This is a genomic window from Kitasatospora sp. NPDC048715 (assembly GCF_043198905.1).
Classification (GTDB): Bacteria; Actinomycetota; Actinomycetes; order Streptomycetales; family Streptomycetaceae; genus Kitasatospora; species Kitasatospora lactacystinica.
In genome coordinates, this window is sequence record NZ_JBICVH010000011.1 from 192,012 (window position 1) to 206,686 (window position 14,675).

11 protein-coding genes are annotated in these 14,675 nt (G+C 73.9%); 2 read left to right on the top strand and 9 right to left on the bottom strand.

The features are described 5' to 3' along the window. Window positions 1–45 precede the first annotated feature (45 nt). Entirely contained in the window at window positions 46–2,364 is a 2,319-nt protein-coding gene (locus tag ACGFSC_RS22020; protein WP_359913774.1) for a hypothetical protein, read from the top strand. A gap of 186 nt (window positions 2,365–2,550) precedes the next feature. Here the strand turns inward: ACGFSC_RS22020 and ACGFSC_RS22025 are convergent, their stop codons facing one another. From ACGFSC_RS22025 to ACGFSC_RS22040, 4 genes are all read right to left on the bottom strand, one after another. Next, window positions 2,551–3,921, bottom strand: a complete 1,371-nt coding sequence (locus ACGFSC_RS22025) for a S53 family peptidase (RefSeq protein WP_359913771.1) — start codon at window positions 3,919–3,921, stop codon at window positions 2,551–2,553. Between the two features lie 209 nt (window positions 3,922–4,130). Further along, entirely contained in the window at window positions 4,131–4,889 is a 759-nt protein-coding gene (gene fabG, locus ACGFSC_RS22030; RefSeq protein WP_359913768.1) for a 3-oxoacyl-ACP reductase FabG, read from the bottom strand. Between the two features lie 84 nt (window positions 4,890–4,973). Then, window positions 4,974–6,173, bottom strand: coding sequence for an acetyl-CoA C-acyltransferase (locus ACGFSC_RS22035; protein WP_359913765.1), 1,200 nt, complete (start codon window positions 6,171–6,173; stop codon window positions 4,974–4,976). A 49-nt stretch (window positions 6,174–6,222) separates the two neighbouring features. Then, window positions 6,223–7,386 (bottom strand): acyl-CoA dehydrogenase family protein, encoded by a 1,164-nt coding sequence (locus ACGFSC_RS22040; RefSeq protein WP_359913762.1) that lies wholly within the window; start codon window positions 7,384–7,386, stop codon window positions 6,223–6,225. Window positions 7,387–7,559: 173 nt separating this feature from the next. Between ACGFSC_RS22040 and ACGFSC_RS22045 the strand changes: the two genes are divergently transcribed. Continuing rightward, the gene (locus ACGFSC_RS22045) at window positions 7,560–8,252 is read left to right on the top strand and encodes a TetR/AcrR family transcriptional regulator (protein WP_359913759.1); all 693 of its coding nucleotides are present in this window, start codon (window positions 7,560–7,562) and stop codon (window positions 8,250–8,252) included. Window positions 8,253–8,413: 161 nt separating this feature from the next. Here the strand turns inward: ACGFSC_RS22045 and ACGFSC_RS22050 are convergent, their stop codons facing one another. The 5 genes from ACGFSC_RS22050 to egtA all read right to left on the bottom strand — a co-directional run bounded on the left by ACGFSC_RS22050 (window position 8,414) and on the right by egtA (window position 14,560). Further along, on the bottom strand, window positions 8,414–9,838 hold the full coding sequence (locus ACGFSC_RS22050; protein WP_359901736.1) for a sugar porter family MFS transporter: 1,425 nt from the start codon (window positions 9,836–9,838) through the stop codon (window positions 8,414–8,416). A gap of 144 nt (window positions 9,839–9,982) precedes the next feature. Further along, entirely contained in the window at window positions 9,983–10,954 is a 972-nt protein-coding gene (egtD, locus tag ACGFSC_RS22055) for an L-histidine N(alpha)-methyltransferase (RefSeq protein ID WP_359901733.1), read from the bottom strand. A gap of 44 nt (window positions 10,955–10,998) precedes the next feature. Beyond that, on the bottom strand, window positions 10,999–11,748 hold the full coding sequence (gene egtC / locus ACGFSC_RS22060) for an ergothioneine biosynthesis protein EgtC (protein ID WP_359901730.1): 750 nt from the start codon (window positions 11,746–11,748) through the stop codon (window positions 10,999–11,001). Beyond that, window positions 11,748–13,181: an ergothioneine biosynthesis protein EgtB gene (gene egtB, locus ACGFSC_RS22065; RefSeq protein WP_359901727.1), complete on the bottom strand. Its 1,434-nt coding sequence runs from the start codon at window positions 13,179–13,181 to the stop codon at window positions 11,748–11,750. Before egtB ends, egtC begins: the two co-directional genes overlap by 1 nt. Next, entirely contained in the window at window positions 13,178–14,560 is a 1,383-nt protein-coding gene (gene egtA / locus ACGFSC_RS22070; RefSeq protein ID WP_392863775.1) for an ergothioneine biosynthesis glutamate--cysteine ligase EgtA, read from the bottom strand. Before egtA ends, egtB begins: the two co-directional genes overlap by 4 nt. Window positions 14,561–14,675: the final 115 nt, after the last annotated feature.

The following is a 14,675-nucleotide window of genomic DNA, read 5'->3' on the forward strand; positions in this document are numbered from 1 at the left end:
GCACCTGCTTCCGGGGCGGGCACGCAGGGAGGCGTGCAGGGGGGCGTGCAGCCAGTCGGACAGGCGCCCATGCCGCCGCCCGCGCCCCCGGCCGCACCACCCGTTCCGCCCACCGGGTGGACCCTCACCGGCCTGCCCACCGCCGGGTTCGCCTCCTCGGCGACCCCGCCGCCGTTCCCGGTCCAGAGCGCGACGCCGGCCACCGTCGGCGGTGCGGGCGGGCTCGGCGCGGGCGGCATCGGTGCGGGTGGCCTCGGTGCCGCGCCGCGCGGGCGGATCCTGGTGATCGAGGGCGGGTACGGCAACTCCGGCCGCCGCACCTGGGGCCGTGGCGGACCGGCCCAGGCGCCGGTGCTCTCGGCGATGCTCGCCGCCGTCTCGCCGCAGGTGCTGCTCGCGGCGGACGCGGTGGACGCCGTCCACCTCCCCGGCGCCGGTGACCCGCACACCGTCCTCGCCCACCTGCGCGCCGCCTCCCGCCACCCGGGACCGCTGCTGGTCCACCTGGGCGGCCACATCGTCGCCGACAAGCGCGGCGGGCAGCTCCAGCTGACCCTGCGCGACGCCAAGCAGGACGGCCTCCCCTGGCAGTCCGTCGCCGCCGAGCTGAGCCACCGTCCGGCGGAGTGGCAGACCCTCGTCATCGCGGACCTGAGTGCCGACCAGAACGCCTGGCCGTACCTCCAGGGCACCGTCTCGCCGCTCAGCGAGGGCATTCCGCTGTGGGCGGTGGTCAGCCCGGACCCGGAGCAGATCGGCACCTTCACCCGCGCGCTGATCGAGGCGCTGCACGGCGGACGGCCCGGCGCGGGCGAGGTGCTCGCGCCCGAGCAGCTGCGGCAGCAGGTGTACTCGGTGCTGCGGCCGGACGTGATCGTCCTGGCCACCCACGCCCCGGACCGGCCGTTCTTCCGCAACACCGCCCGTCGCGGCGAGGGCCTGCCGGCCGACGTGCCGCCGGTGCCGGCCGCCGGCGTGGCGCTCTCCGACCTGCCGCCGCCCCTGGCACCGCCGCTGCCGCGTCCGACGGAACCGCGGGACGCCGTCCCGGGGTGGCCGTCGCCGGTACCGGCCGCGCTGTCCGAGCCGTCGACCGCGGCCGTCGGCTCCCCGGCGACCGCGGGTGGTCCGGTCAGCCTGGTCAAGCCGGGCGTCCCGCCCACTCCGCCGCGGCCGGCCCGCCCGGTGAGCCTGCTGAAGGCGGGCGGAACGGCCGAGGCGCCGGGCGTGACCCTGCGCAAGCCCGCCCCGGCCGACGCCGTGCCCGAGGACGGCACGCCCCCGGCGGGCGTCACGCTCCTCAAGCCCCGGCCGGAGCCCGCGGACGTCGCGGTCGCCGAGCCCGAACTCCCGCAGGAGGAAGCCGTGGTGGCCTCCGAGACCGCGGCGGAGGCGGTCGAGGGGACGGCTGCGGAGACGACGGGGGAGACGACGGGGGAGACGACGGCGGAGACGGCCGGAGCGGCCGGCGGGGACGCGACCGGGGAGGCCGTCGCGGAGGAGTCCGAGGCTGCGGAGGGGCCCGGGGCCGAAGAGGCCCCCGCGGTCACGGAGCAGCCCGGGGACGCCGTCCCGGAGGCTCCCGCGGGGGCGGAGGAGGCGCCCGCCGAGGAGGCTCCAGCCGACGCCGTTCCGGCCGACGAGGCGCCGACGGCGGAGGAGCCTGCTGACGCCGTTCCGGCCGACGAGCGGCCCGCTGACGAGGCACCGGTCGACGCCGTGCCGCAGGGCGATGGACCGGCCGACGACGGCCCGGCAGATGAGGGACCGGGCGTCGATGGACCGGGCGTCGAGGGGCCGGCCGGCGAAGCTCCCGCCGACGCGCCGCCCGCCCGGGCCGACGCCCCGACCGACAGTCCGACCGACAGCCCGGCCGGCACCGCTGCCGAAGCGTCGGCCGACGAGGCCGCTGCGGCCAGGCCGCCCCGGGCGGACTACCGCGAGGTCATCGGACGGATCGTCCGCAGCGCCGACGCCGGGGACCACGCCGCCGCCACCGACCTGGCCTTCGCCCTCGAACTGGAGGCGATCGCCGAGCACGGTGCCGTCTCCGAGCCGGTGCTGCAGGTCCGGCAGGTCCGGGCGCACGTCTGCCGGCTCGCGGGCCGGTCGGCCGAGGCCGCGGAGATCTACCGCGAGGTGGCCCTGACGCTGCTCCGTTCCCAGGGGCCGGACCATCCGGAGACCCAGCGGGCGGCCACCAACGCCGAGGCCTGCTGGCGTGCGATCACGGACCGCGCGGAGGCCATCCGGATCGCCCCGGAGATCATCGAACTGCGTGCCCACCTCCCGGGCCCCGACGGCCGCAAGCTCCGTGCCGCCGAGCGCTACCTCGCCCAGCTGGCCGCTGCCGCCACTGGCTGACAGCCGGCGTCCGCCGTTCCCCGCCGAAGGCCCACCGGCGGGGAACGGCGGACGGCGGACGGACGACAGCAGACGGAAAACAGCGAACAGCTGACAGATTTCGAAATCTGTCAGCTGTTCGCTGTCATCTGTTACCAGTCATCTGTTACCGGTCACCTGCCACTCGCGACCCGGCGACCGGTCGGCTCATCGACCGGCGATCGCGTGCACGAACTTCGCGCCGTCGATGGTGCCCAGGCCGCTGGCGAGGTCGTAGCCCTCGGCGGCGTTGTAACCGGTGACGCCGTTCCAGCCGTTGTCGCCCTGCTTGACGTCCACGATGCCGCTCCACTTGCTCGGCAGCAGGTTCATGCCGTACAGGCGCCAGTTGAGCTGGCCGAGGCGGTGGCCGGCGAGCTGGTCGGCGAGCGCGACGACGCCCGAGAACAGCGGGGTGGCCTCGCTGGTGCCGCCGGTGAGGTGCCAGCCGACCGAGGTCGGGTCGTAGGACTCGTAGGTCCAGGCGGCGCCGTCCACGGCCGCGCTCATGCTGATGTCCGGGGTGCCGCGGTGGTTGCCGGTGACGTTGGCGACGCCGGCCTGGTACCACGGGCGCTCGAAGATGCCCGAGACGCCACCGCCGCCGGCGCCGGACTTGTCGTGCCACACCTTGTCGGGCGCGGTGCGGTTGCCGGAGTCGTCCAGGGTGAGCTGGGTGCCGCCGATGGAGGTGACCAGCGGGTCCGAGGACGGCCAGGAGTTGACCTTGTACGGGTACAGGTCGCTGCCGTTCTCCTGGGCGTCGGTGGCGCCGTTGTCGCCGGAGGCGGCGAGCACGGTCACGTTGTGGTCGGCGGCGGCCTGGAAGGCGTACCGCAGATCGGTGAGCGACTTGAAGTCGCCCTTGTCGTAGCCCGGGAAGGTGTTCTCGGTGGCGCCGAAGCTCTGCGAGATGACGTCGGCGCGGCCGGCCTTGATGAGGGCCTTCTCGGCGTCCATCATCTCGGGCAGGCCGGTGGTGCCCTCGGTCTCGGCGACGCCGGTCTCGACCAGGATGATGTGGGCGTCGGGGGCGATCGCGTGGGCGTACTCGACGTCCAGGGTGGTCTCGCCGGCCCAGCCGGTGTGGTCGGGGTTCTTCGGGTCCCAGGTGGGGACGTTGCCCCACTTGACCACCTCGACGTTGGTGTCCGGGATGCCCCACTGCTTGTCGAAGACCTCCAGGTCGTGCTGGATGGTCGGCGAGCCGAAGGAGTCGACGATGACGATCGTGCGGCCCTTGCCGGTGATGCCCTCCTGGTACAGCGGGTTCAGGTTGTAGGCGGCCCGGTACTGCAGCGGCGAGTAGCAGTGGATGCCGACCTGGCTGACGCACTGGGTGGTGCTCAGCGGGGCGGGGCGGCCCTGGGCGCTGTGCTGCCCGAAGGAGGCGGGGCGGACGTGGACGCCCGTGAGGTCGTGGGCGGGGGAGGCGATCGCGGTACCGGCGGCCGGTACGGCGACGGTGCCGGCCGTGAGGGCGGTGGCCCCCACGGCGAGAAGGGCCAGGGCGCGGCGGAGGGTGGCGGGGCTGCCCATGGGGCTCCTTGGGGCGCAGGGCCTGACCTGGTTCGGTCGGGTCGGTCCGGCCATCCCATCGAGAGCCGCATGATCATGCCATAGTCAATTGGTGGGGTCGTATGATCAAGGGCATGGTCATGCTCGGCCACACGAAAAGGTAAAGGCCGTCCCAGGGGAAAGTAACTCCCCACCTGGGACGACCCGATGACGACGCGTCAGGAGGGCGGCTAGCGCGCCCCGCCGTTGACGTACAGCGTCTGCCCGCTGACGTAGGAGGCCTCCTCGCTGGCCAGGAAGGCGACGACCGAGGCGATCTCCTCCGGCTGCCCGACCCGGCGCAGCGGCGTCCGGGCGGCGACCTCGCCCTGGTGGTCCTCGGCGCTGCTGCCGACCCGTTCGGCGGTGGCCGCGGTCATCGCGGTGGCGATGTACCCGGGCGCGACGGCGTTGACGTTGATGTTGAACGGGCCCAGCTCGATCGCCAGGGTCGCGGTGAGGCCCTGGATGCCGGCCTTGGCGGCCGCGTAGTTGGCCTGGCCCCGGTTGCCGAGGGCGGAGCGCGAGCTGAGCGAGACGATCTTCCCGTACTTCTGCGCCACCATGTACTTCTGTGCCACGTGGCTGCAGTTGTACGCGCTGGTCAGGTTGACCGTCAGCACCGCGTCCCAGTCGGCCTTGGGCATCCGGAAGAACAGGTTGTCCCGGGTGATCCCGGCGTTGTTGACCAGGATGTGCAGCCCGCCGAGGTCCGCCGCGACCTGGGCGAACACCGCCTCCACGGCGTCGTAGTCGGCCACGTCGCAGCCGTACGCCCGTGCGGTGCCGCCCTTGGCGGTGATCTCGGCGACCGTCCCGGCCGCCCGCTCGGCGGTGAGGTCGACGACGGCGACCGCCGCGCCCTCCTCCGCCAGCCGGCGGGCGGTGGCCGCCCCGATGCCCTGCGCCGCGCCGGTCACCACGGCGACCTTGTCCGCGAACCGCGTCATGTGAACTCCTCGGTGGTTGGGATCGACAGTCGACAAGTTGACGGTCGACGAGTTGACGGTCGACGAGCGGTGGACCACGGATGGTCAGACGTTCTCGACCAGCACGGCCGTTCCCTGCCCCACGCCCACGCACATGGTGGCCAGGCCGCGCCGGGCACCGGTACGGCGCATCCGGTGCAGCAGGGTGGTGAGGATGCGGGCGCCGGAGCCGCCCAGCGGGTGGCCGAGCGCGATCGCCCCGCCGCTGGGGTTGACCACCTCCTCGGCCTGCTCCGGTCCGAAACCGATGGCGTCGGCGGAAGCCAGCGCCTGGGCGGCGAAGGCCTCGTTCAGTTCGGCGGTGTCCAGATCGGCGAGCGACCAGCCGGCCCGCGCGAGCACCTTCGCCGTGGCCGGCACCGGACCGATGCCCATGACGTCCGGGTGCACCCCGGCCGAGGCGCCGGCCACGTACCGGCCGAGCGGCTGGAGCCCGAGGTCGCGCAGCGCCTCCTCGCCGACCAGGACGAGCCCGGCCGCGCCGTCGTTCATCGGCGAGGCGTTCCCGGCGGTGACCGTGCCCCCGGCGCGGAACACCGGCTTGAGGCCGGCGAGCTTCGCCAGGCTGGTGTCCTCGCGGATGCCCTCGTCCCGGCTCACCGTCACCCCGTCCGGCCGCTCGACCGGGACCAGTTCGGCGTCGAAGTGCCCGTCCTTGCGGGCGGCGCCGGCCCGCTGGTGGCTGCGCAGCGCGAAGGCGTCCTGGCGCTCCCGGCCGATGCCGTACCGGGCGGCCACCTCCTCGGCGGTCTCGCCCATGCCGAGCACGCCGTGCAGTTCGGCCATCCGCGGGTTGGTGAGCCGCCAGCCGAGCCGGGTGTCGAAGGTCTCCATCCGGTGCGGCAGCGCCTCGTCCGGGCGGGGCAGGACGAAGGGGGCGCGGGTCATCGACTCGCAGCCGCCGGCCAGCACCACGTCCGCCTCGCCGGAGCCGATGGCCCGGGCGGCGAGGGTGACGGCCTCCAGGCCGGAGGCGCAGAGCCGGTTGACGGTGGCTCCGGGGACGGTCTCCGGCAGGCCGGCCAGCAGGACGGCCATCCGGGCGGCGTTGCGGTTGTCCTCGCCGGCCTGGTTGGCGGCGCCCCAGTAGACGTCGTCGATCCGGGCGGGGTCGAGCGCGGGGACGTCGGCGAGCAGGGCGCGCAGCACGGTGGCCGAGAGGTCGTCCGGGCGGACCGTGGCGAGCGCGCCGCGCAGCCGGCCGATGGGTGTGCGGCGGGCGGCGGCGAAGTAGACGGGACGCACGTCGTCGGGCTCCTTGTCGGGTGGCGGGGCGGGGGTGTCCGTGGCGGGTTCAGAAGGCGTTGACGCCGGTCAGGGCGCGTCCGATGAGCAACTGGTGGATCTGGCTGGTGCCCTCGTAGAGCGTCATCACCCGCGCGTCGCGCAGGTACTTGCCGACCGGGTACTCGTCGATGAAGCCGTAGCCGCCGAAGACCTGGAGCGCGTTGTTGGCGGCCCGCACGGCTGCCTCACTGGCGTACAGCTTGGCGACGGAGGACTCGGTGGCGAACGGCAGGCCGCGCTCGATGTGGTCGGCGACCTTCCAGGTGAGCAGCCGGGCCGCCTCGACGTCCACGGCGATGCCGGCCAGCAGTTCCTGGACGAGCTGGTGCGCGGCGATCGGCTTGCCGAACTGCTCGCGCTCGCCCGCGTAGCGGACGGCGGCCTCCAGGCAGGCCCGGGCGATGCCGACGCAGCCGGCCGCCACCGACATCCGGCCCTTGGCCAGGGCGGCCATCGCCACCGTGAAGCCCTTGCCGACCTCGCCGAGCCGGGCGGTGTCCGGCACCCGGACGTCCTCGAAGGAGAGCCCGGCGGTGGCCTGGCCGCGCAGGCCGAGCTTGCCGTGGATCTCGGTGCGGGTGAAGCCGGGCAGGTCGGTGGGGACCAGGAAGGCGGTGATGCCCCGGTGGCCGCGCTCCTGCGGTCCGTCGCCGCCGGTGCGGGCGAAGACCAGCGCGACGTCGGCCCAGGTGCCGTTGGTGATGAAGGTCTTGGCGCCGCTGATCAGCCAGTGGTCGCCGTCCCGGACGGCCCGGGTGGTGAGGTTGGCGGCGTCCGATCCGGTGCCCGGCTCGGTGAGCGCGAAGCAGGCGAGGGACTCGCCGGAGGTGAGCCGGGGCAGCCAGTGCCGCTTCTGCTCCTCGGTGCCGAAGGTGTTGACGGACTTGCCGACCAGGCCGAGCGAGACCGAGACGATCCCGCGCACGGCCGAGTCGCCGCGCCCGAGCTCCTCCAGTACGAGGCAGTACGCGAGGTGGTCGCCGCCGCTGCCGCCGTACTCCTCCGGGATGGTCAGTCCGAGGAAGCCGACCTTCGCCAGCTTGCCGACGATCGCCCGGTCGACGGACTCGGCGCGGTCCCACTCGGCGGCGTACGGGACGATCTCGCGGTCGGTGAAGGAGGCGGCGAGGTCACGGACGGCGCTCTGCTCCTCGGACAGCTCCAGGTTCACGGCGGCTCCCGAATCCGGTGTCCCGGGCCCGGTACGGGGTCCGGGCCGATTAAACTAGCGCTGCAAGTTTTATGAGGGCGACTGTAGCCCCGCCCGGCCCGCGCTGGGAAGGGGCGCCTGCCAGAATCGGTCCCCGACACACCCGACCGGAGGAACCGGAGGAACCCGCCGCGATGGCCCGTCCACGCACCCCGCTGCTCAGCCGCGAGCGCATCGTCGCCGCCGCACTGCGGCTGATCGACGACGAGGGGCTGGACGCCCTCTCCACCCGCCGACTCGCCACCGAGCTGTCCGTCAGCGGGCCCTCGCTCTACAACCACTTCGCCACCAAGGACGACCTGCTGGACGCGGTGGTGGACAGCGTCATCGGCGAGGTCGACCTGTCGATGTTCGGGACCGCCGCCGGGGCCGCGGGAGCCGCGGGAGTTGCTGGGAGTGCCGGGAGCACCGGGAGCGCCTGGCCGCAGGCGCTGCGCGACTGGGCGCGCTCCTACCGCGCCGCGCTGGCCGCCCACCCCAACATCGTCCCGGTCCTGGCCCAGGGCCCCGGGCGCCGGCCGAACGCGCTGCGGCTGGCCGACGCGGTCTTCGGCCACCTGGTCGAGTCCGGGTGGCCCCGCGGACAGGCGACCAGGATCGGCGCGCTGATGCGCTACTTCGTCACGGGCTCGGCGCTCGCCTCCTTCGCGGCCGGCTTCCCTGCGGACGCCGAGGTCTACGACGCGGCCGACTACCCGCACCTCGGTGAGGCGCACCGGCTGGCCGGGCACCGCGGGACGGTGGACGAGGGCGCCTTCGAGACCGGGCTGGAGGCGCTGCTCGACGGGCTCGCCCTGCGCTACGCCAGGCTCGCCGAGCGGCCCTGACCCGTCGGGACGCCCCGCCGCGCGACGCCCTGCCGGACTTCCCCCTTCGCCGTGCCGGCCCGCTGCGCCGTGCGGGCCCGGCCCCGCGGAAACGACGCGGCCCCCGCACCTCCGCGCCGATCGCGCGGGGTGCGGGGGCCGGGAGGCCGAGGGGCGGCGGATCAGCCCATGTCCTCCAGCCGGACACCCTTGGTCTCCTTCATGAACTTCGCCACGAAGAGGACGGACAGCGCCGCGAAGGCGGCGTAGACCAGGTAGGTCGCCGACAGGTTCCAGCGCGACATGGACGGGAACGAGACGGTGATCACCCAGTTCGCGATCCACTGCGCGGAGGCGGCGACGGAGAGGGCGGCGGCGCGGATCCGGTTCGGGAACATCTCGCCGAGCATCACCCAGACGACCACGCCCCAGGACATCGCGAAGAACAGCACGAAGGCGTTGGCGGCGACCAGCGCGACGGTGCCCTGGAGGTCGGGCAGGGTGAGGTTGTCCCCGCTGCCGGTGGCCGAGGAGAAGGCCCAGCCGGCGGTGCCGAGCGCGACCGCCATGCCGACCGAGCCGATCAGGGCGAGCGGCTTGCGGCCGATCCGGTCGACCAGCACGATCGCGATCACGGTGCCGAGGATGTTGATCACCGAGCCGACGAAGCTGATCAGCAGCGAGTTGCTCTGGTCGATGCCGACCGACTGCCACAGGATCGACGAGTAGTAGAAGATCACGTTGATGCCGACCAGCTGCTGGAAGACCGACAGGCCGATGCCGACCCAGACGACGGGGAGCAGGCCGAACCGGCCGCCGAGCAGGTCGCGGAAGCGCGGGCGGTGGTCGGAGGCGATCAGCGACTGGATCTCGGCGATCCGGGCGTCGGTGTCCGTTCCCTCGCCCTCGACCTCGGCGAGCACCTTGCGGGCGTCGTCCAGGCGCTCGGCCTGGATCAGGTAGCGCGGGGACTCGGGGATGACCGAGGAGAGCACGAAGTAGACCGCGGCCGGGACGACGCAGATGCCGAGCATCCACTGCCAGGCCTCCAGCCCGAGCAGCTGGCCGCGGGTGTCGCCGCCGGCCGCCTGCGCCAGCACCCAGTTGACCAGCTGGGATATCGCGATGCCGAGCACGATGGCGGCCTGCTGGAAGGAGGCCAGCCGGCCCCGGTACTTGGTCGGCGCGACCTCGGCGATGTAGGTCGGGGCGATCACCGAGGCGATGCCGATGGCCGCGCCGCCGAGGACGCGCCAGAGGGCGAGGTCCCAGGCGGAGAACGGCAGCATCGAGCCGACCGCGCTGATCGCGAAGAGCAGCGCGCCCGCCTTCATGACCTTGATGCGGCCGTACCGGTCGGCGAACCGTCCGGCGAACGCGGCGCCGACCGCCGAGCCCAGCAGCGCGGAGGAGACGATCAGGCCGGTCACGCCGCTGCCGACGCCGAACTTCTCCTGGATCCCGGAGACGGCGCCGTTGATCACGGAGCTGTCGTAGCCGAAGAGGAAGCCGCCGAGGGCCGCTGCCGCGGTGATGAAGACGACGAAGCCGAGGCGGCCGGGCGCGGGGGCCTCGACCGCCCCGGAGGGCTTCTGGGTGACGCTCACGATCTGACTCCTGGTACTCAACGCTGAGCTCGGTAGCCGAGATCGTAACCCCTATTCGTTTAAGTCTTGTACACCTGGACCCTCAAGTTTCGCTCTGAGAATTCGTAAGGTGAACAAGCAAATTGGGCCGCCCGGGTGCGCCGGTCAGACCGGCGACGCGAGGGAGAGCCCGAACCGGCCCCGGGGGTCGGTCCACCAGTGGCTCAGTCGCAGCCCGGCCGCCGACAGCTCCCGGGCCACCCGTTCCCGGCGGAACTTGGCCGAGACCTCGGTGCGCAGCTCCTCGCCCCGGGCGAAGTGCACCGGCAGGTCCAGGGTCGGGATCTTCACGGTCTGCGAGCGCAGCGAGCGCAGCCGCATCTCGATCCACTCCTGCTCGGCGTCCCAGAGCGCGACGTGCTCGAAGGCCTCCGGGTCGAAGTCGGCGCCCAGCTCGCGGTTGAGCACGTTCAGCACGTTCCGGTTGAACTCGGCCGTCACCCCGGCGGCGTCGTCGTAGGCGGCGACCAGCACCGCCGGGTCCTTGACCAGGTCGGTGCCGAGCAGCAGGAAGTCGCCCGGGTCGAGGGCGGCGCGCAGGCCGCGCAGGAAGGCGGCGCGCTCCTGGGGCAGCAGGTTGCCGAGGGTGCCGCCGAGGAAGGCGACCAGGCGCGGGCCGCCCTCCGGCGGCAGTCCGAGCCGGGTGGTGAAGTCGGCGAGCACGCCGTGCACCGCGAGTCCGGGGTACTCGGCGGCGAGCGCGGCGCCGGCCGCGGTCAGGGCGCTCTCGCTGACGTCCACCGGGACGTACGTCTCCAGCGTGCCGAGCGCGCGCAGGGCGTCCAGCAGCAGCCGGGTCTTCTCGGAGGAGCCGGAGCCCAGTTCGACCAGGGTGCGGGCCCCGGTGGCGGTCGCGATCTCGCCGGCCCGGGCGGTCAGGATGGCCCGCTCCGCGCGGGTCGGGTAGTACTCGGGCAGTCGGGTGATCTCCTCGAACAGCTCGCTGCCCCGCGCGTCGTAGAACCACTTCGGCGGCAGCCACTTGGGCTGCGAGGTCAGCCCGTGCCGCACGTCATGGCGCAGCGCGGTGCTGAAGTGGTCGGAGGGCAGCAGTCGGACGAGATCGAAGGTGTCCATGACAGGGTGGTTCCTCTGTTCAGAAGATGAAGGGAGAGTGGGGATCAGTCGCGGCCGGGGAGGCGGTTCACGGCGATGCCGCGCGCGTCCACCAGCAGCAGCGAACCGTCCGGGACGGGCGTCCAGCCGGGCGCGTCGTCGTACGGCTCGGAGGCCACCACCGTGCCGAGGCCCGGCAGCGTGCGGTGGTACAGGGTGTCGCCCCAGGTGGTCGCGGCGATCGCGGTGCCGTCGGTGAGCAGCAGGTTGAGCCGGCCGGTGGTGTGCGCGGCGACGTCCGCCACGGTGCCCGCCAGCGCCTCGCCGAGCCCCGCGCCGGCCCGCAGCCGGTGCAGGGCGAGTGCCCACAACAGTGCCGAGTCGGTGCGCGCCTGCAGGTCCAGCAGCTCGGCCGGGGGCAGCAGGGCGGCCAGGGCGTCCAGCTTGCCGGGCCAGCCGGCCACCGCGCCGTTGTGGCTGAACAGCCAGCGCTCGGCGGCGAACGGCGCGGCCGCGCCCTCGCCCGGCGCGCAGCCCTCGGTGGCGGAGCGGACGGCGGCCAGCAGCGCCCGGGTGCGGACCACCCGGGCGAGGTCGGCGAAGGTCTCGTCCGCCCAGATCGGACCGGTCCGGCGGTAGCGGGCGGGTACTTCGTCGCCGTCCGCGTACCAGCCGAGGCCGAAGCCGTCCGCGTTGACCGTGCCGTACTGCTGGACCCGGGGGGCCCAGGACTGCCGGTACAGGCCGTACGGCGGGTGCACCAGAAGTTCCCTGGGGGTCAACGGCTCGCCCAGGTAGGCGATGTGACGGCACATCAGGCCGACTCCAGGTCGCGCGCGGTGCGGAACCCGGCGAAGATCTGCCGCCGGATCGGGTAGTCCCAGTTGCGGAAGGTGCCCCGGCAGGCCACCGGCGCCACCGCGAAGCAGCCGCCGCGTAGCACCTTGTACTCGGGGCCGAAGAACACCTCCGAGTACTCCTGGTACGGCCAGGCCCGGAACCCCGGGTAGGAGCGGAAGTCGCTGGCCGTCCACTCCCACACGTCGCCGATCAACTGGCGTACCCCGTACGGTGACTGCCCCTTCGGGTAGCTGCCCGCACCGGCCGGGCGCAGATGGCGCTGGCCGAGGTTGGCGTGCTCGGGGCCGGGCGGCCCGTCGCCCCAGGGGTAGCGGCGGGAGCGGCCGGTGGCCGGATCGTGCCGGGCCGCCTTCTCCCACTCGGCCTCGGTCGGCAGCCGTCGTCCGGCCCACCGGGCGTACGCGTCCGCCTCGTACCAACTGACGTGCAGGACCGGCTCGTCCGGCTCGACCGGCGCGACCGTGCCGAAGCGCCGGCGCAGCCACTGGCCGTCCAGGTGACGCCAGAAGAGCGGGGCGGTCAGGTCGGCGCGCCGGCGGTGCTCCCAGCCCTCCGGCGTCCACCAGCGCGGGTCGTCGTAGCCGCCGTCCGCGATGAACCGCTGGTAGGCCGCGTTGGTGACCGGGGCGGTGTCCAGCAGGAAGGCCGGCAGGTCGACGGTGTGCGCCGGGCGCTCGTTGTCCAGCGCCCACGGCTCGGTGTCCGTTCCCATGGTGAACGGCCCTGCGGGGATGAGGACTTCGGCGGGCAGGGTGGCCGCGTCGGCGGGCGCGGGCGGCGGTGGGGGAGCGGCCAGGGCCGGCTCGCCGGTGCGCAGCTGGTGGGTGATCAGCATGGTCTCGTCGTGCTGCTGCTCGTGCTGGGCGATCATCCCGAACGCGAACCCGGCCTCCAGCAGCGGCGCGCCCTCCAGCGGGCTGGCGGCCAGCAGGTCCAGCACCCGGCCGCGCACCTCGTGGGCGTAGGCGCGGGCCTCGGCCGGCGGCAGCAACGGCAGGGCGGGGCGCTCGGCGCGGGGGTGCTGGAAGGCGTCGTAGAGCGGATCGATCTCCGGGTGCATCGGGTCGCGGCCGCCGACGTTGCGCAGCAGCCAGAGCTCCTCCTGGTTGCCGATGTGCGCGAGGTCCCAGACCAGCGGGGACATCAGCGGGGAGTGCTGGGCGGTGAGATCGCCGTCCTCGACGCAGTCGGTCAGGGCGGCGGTGCGGGCGCGGGCTGCCAGCAGCTCGGTGGCGATGCTCTCGCGCAGTGCCTCGGTGCCGGCGGTGCCGGCGGTGCCGGCGGTGCCGAGGCCGTCGAGACCGCCGGTGGGGCCGGTTCCACCCGTGGCGTCGGTGCGGTCCGTGCTGCCTGCCCCGGCATCCCCGTGGGGTCGGACGTCGGTCATGATGCGGCCTCCTCCGGGGGAGTGCGTCGGGTGCCGGAGCGCAGGGCGTCCAGCTGGTCGTCGGCCGGGCAGCGGCCGCGCGCGGGGTAGCGCTCGGCGAACTCGGCGACGGTGGTGCGCAGCCGCCCGGCACCGGGCAGGCGGCCCAGTGCGGCGTCGGCGGCGGCGAAGCAGGCGAGGGCGGCGCGGCGCAGCTCGGGGTCGGCCGTCGCCAGGGTGGCGGCGCGGCGCCAGACCCCGCTGCGCGGCGGTCGCGGACCGTCCGCCCCCTCCCGCCGGTCGATGGCGTCCAGCGGCTCCAGCGCGGCCAGTGCGGCGTCGGCGGCCAGCGCGTCCTCCAGCAGTGCGGTGACCAGCGCGGTGACCACCACCCAGCCGTCCCCGGGCTGGGCGTCGATCATCCGCAGCTCCAGGTGGCCGCGCGGGCGCACCGGCGGGAAGAGGGTGGTGCGGTGGTAGTCCAAGTCGTCGAGGGTGGGCGGGCGTTCGCCCGCGCCGCGGATCCAGTCGCGGAACGTCAGACCGGCCGGGGCCGTCCAGGGCAGGCCCTCGGGCCGTCGCACGCACAGCACCCGGGCGTCCAGCACGTACTGCGCCCACGCCTCGCGCGGATCGCCGTGGTCCGGCTCGGGGGCCAGCGTGCGGGTCGGGTCCATCCGGGACCAGACGGTCTGCCGGGTGGACCGGTGACCGGTCGGACTGCCGTCCAGGATAGGCGAGTTGGCGAAGGCGGCGACCAGCACCGGGCCCAGCAGATGGGCCAGTCGCCAGCGGCGCTCCACCGCGTGCGGACCGTCCGTGTCGCCGGCGTCCAGGCACACCTGCACCGACGCGGTACCGGTCATCATGATCCGGCCCCAGGGCCCCGCGGAGTCGAAGAAGCGCTCCATCGCGAGGTAGCGGGGGTGGTCCAGCACCATCGGTCGGGGACGGGGCAGCGGGTCCGTTCCGGTGCCGGTGAGTCGAAGGCCCTGCGCCGCGAAGGCGGCCCGCAGGGCGGTCAGATCACGTCGGGTGTCCTCGACGCAGGCCAGGAGGCCGGTGGCGGGCGGGGAGCTGAGCTCGACCTGTCCGCCGGGTTCGAGCGTGAGGCGCGAACCGGAGGGGAGGGAGTCGCCGTCCGGGCCGCCGAGGGGCAGCGAATCCAGTGCGGCGTGGAGCAGTTCCGGCCGTACGGGCCGGGTGGGACATTGATCGTCATGGACGAACCACTCGACCTCCACCCCCACCAGGCGGGGCGGTCCGATCTTGAAGCAGACGCCCGACACGTGGCTGCGCGCCCCCGATTCGGTCAACGGGGTCACCCCCGACGGGGGTAGTGGCGTGCTCTGCCGTTCGGGCGGAGTGGTGCGGGATACCGGTATCACCGGACTCACCATCCTCGGGATCACGATTGCGGCCCGGTCTACCCTGCCCAGTCTGCTACGGAGCATGCGGGGGCGCCCTGCAAAATTCGCGTGAACGTTCGTTTTCGCAGGTCAGGGACGTGGCGAA

What these genes read in the sequence shown, in the direction of transcription:
- ACGFSC_RS22025 (WP_359913771.1), bottom strand. Translation starts at nt 3,921, where the DNA reads ATGGGCAGCCCCGCCACCCTCCGCCGCGCCCTGGCCCTTCTCGCCGTG.
- fabG (WP_359913768.1), bottom strand. Translation starts at nt 4,889, where the DNA reads ATGACGCGGTTCGCGGACAAGGTCGCCGTGGTGACCGGCGCGGCGCAG.
- ACGFSC_RS22045 (WP_359913759.1), top strand. Translation starts at nt 7,560, where the DNA reads ATGGCCCGTCCACGCACCCCGCTGCTCAGCCGCGAGCGCATCGTCGCC.
- egtD (WP_359901733.1), bottom strand. Translation starts at nt 10,954, where the DNA reads ATGGACACCTTCGATCTCGTCCGACTGCTGCCCTCCGACCACTTCAGC.
- egtC (WP_359901730.1), bottom strand. Translation starts at nt 11,748, where the DNA reads ATGTGCCGTCACATCGCCTACCTGGGCGAGCCGTTGACCCCCAGGGAA.
- egtB (WP_359901727.1), bottom strand. Translation starts at nt 13,181, where the DNA reads ATGACCGACGTCCGACCCCACGGGGATGCCGGGGCAGGCAGCACGGAC.
- egtA (WP_392863775.1), bottom strand. Translation starts at nt 14,560, where the DNA reads ATGGTGAGTCCGGTGATACCGGTATCCCGCACCACTCCGCCCGAACGG.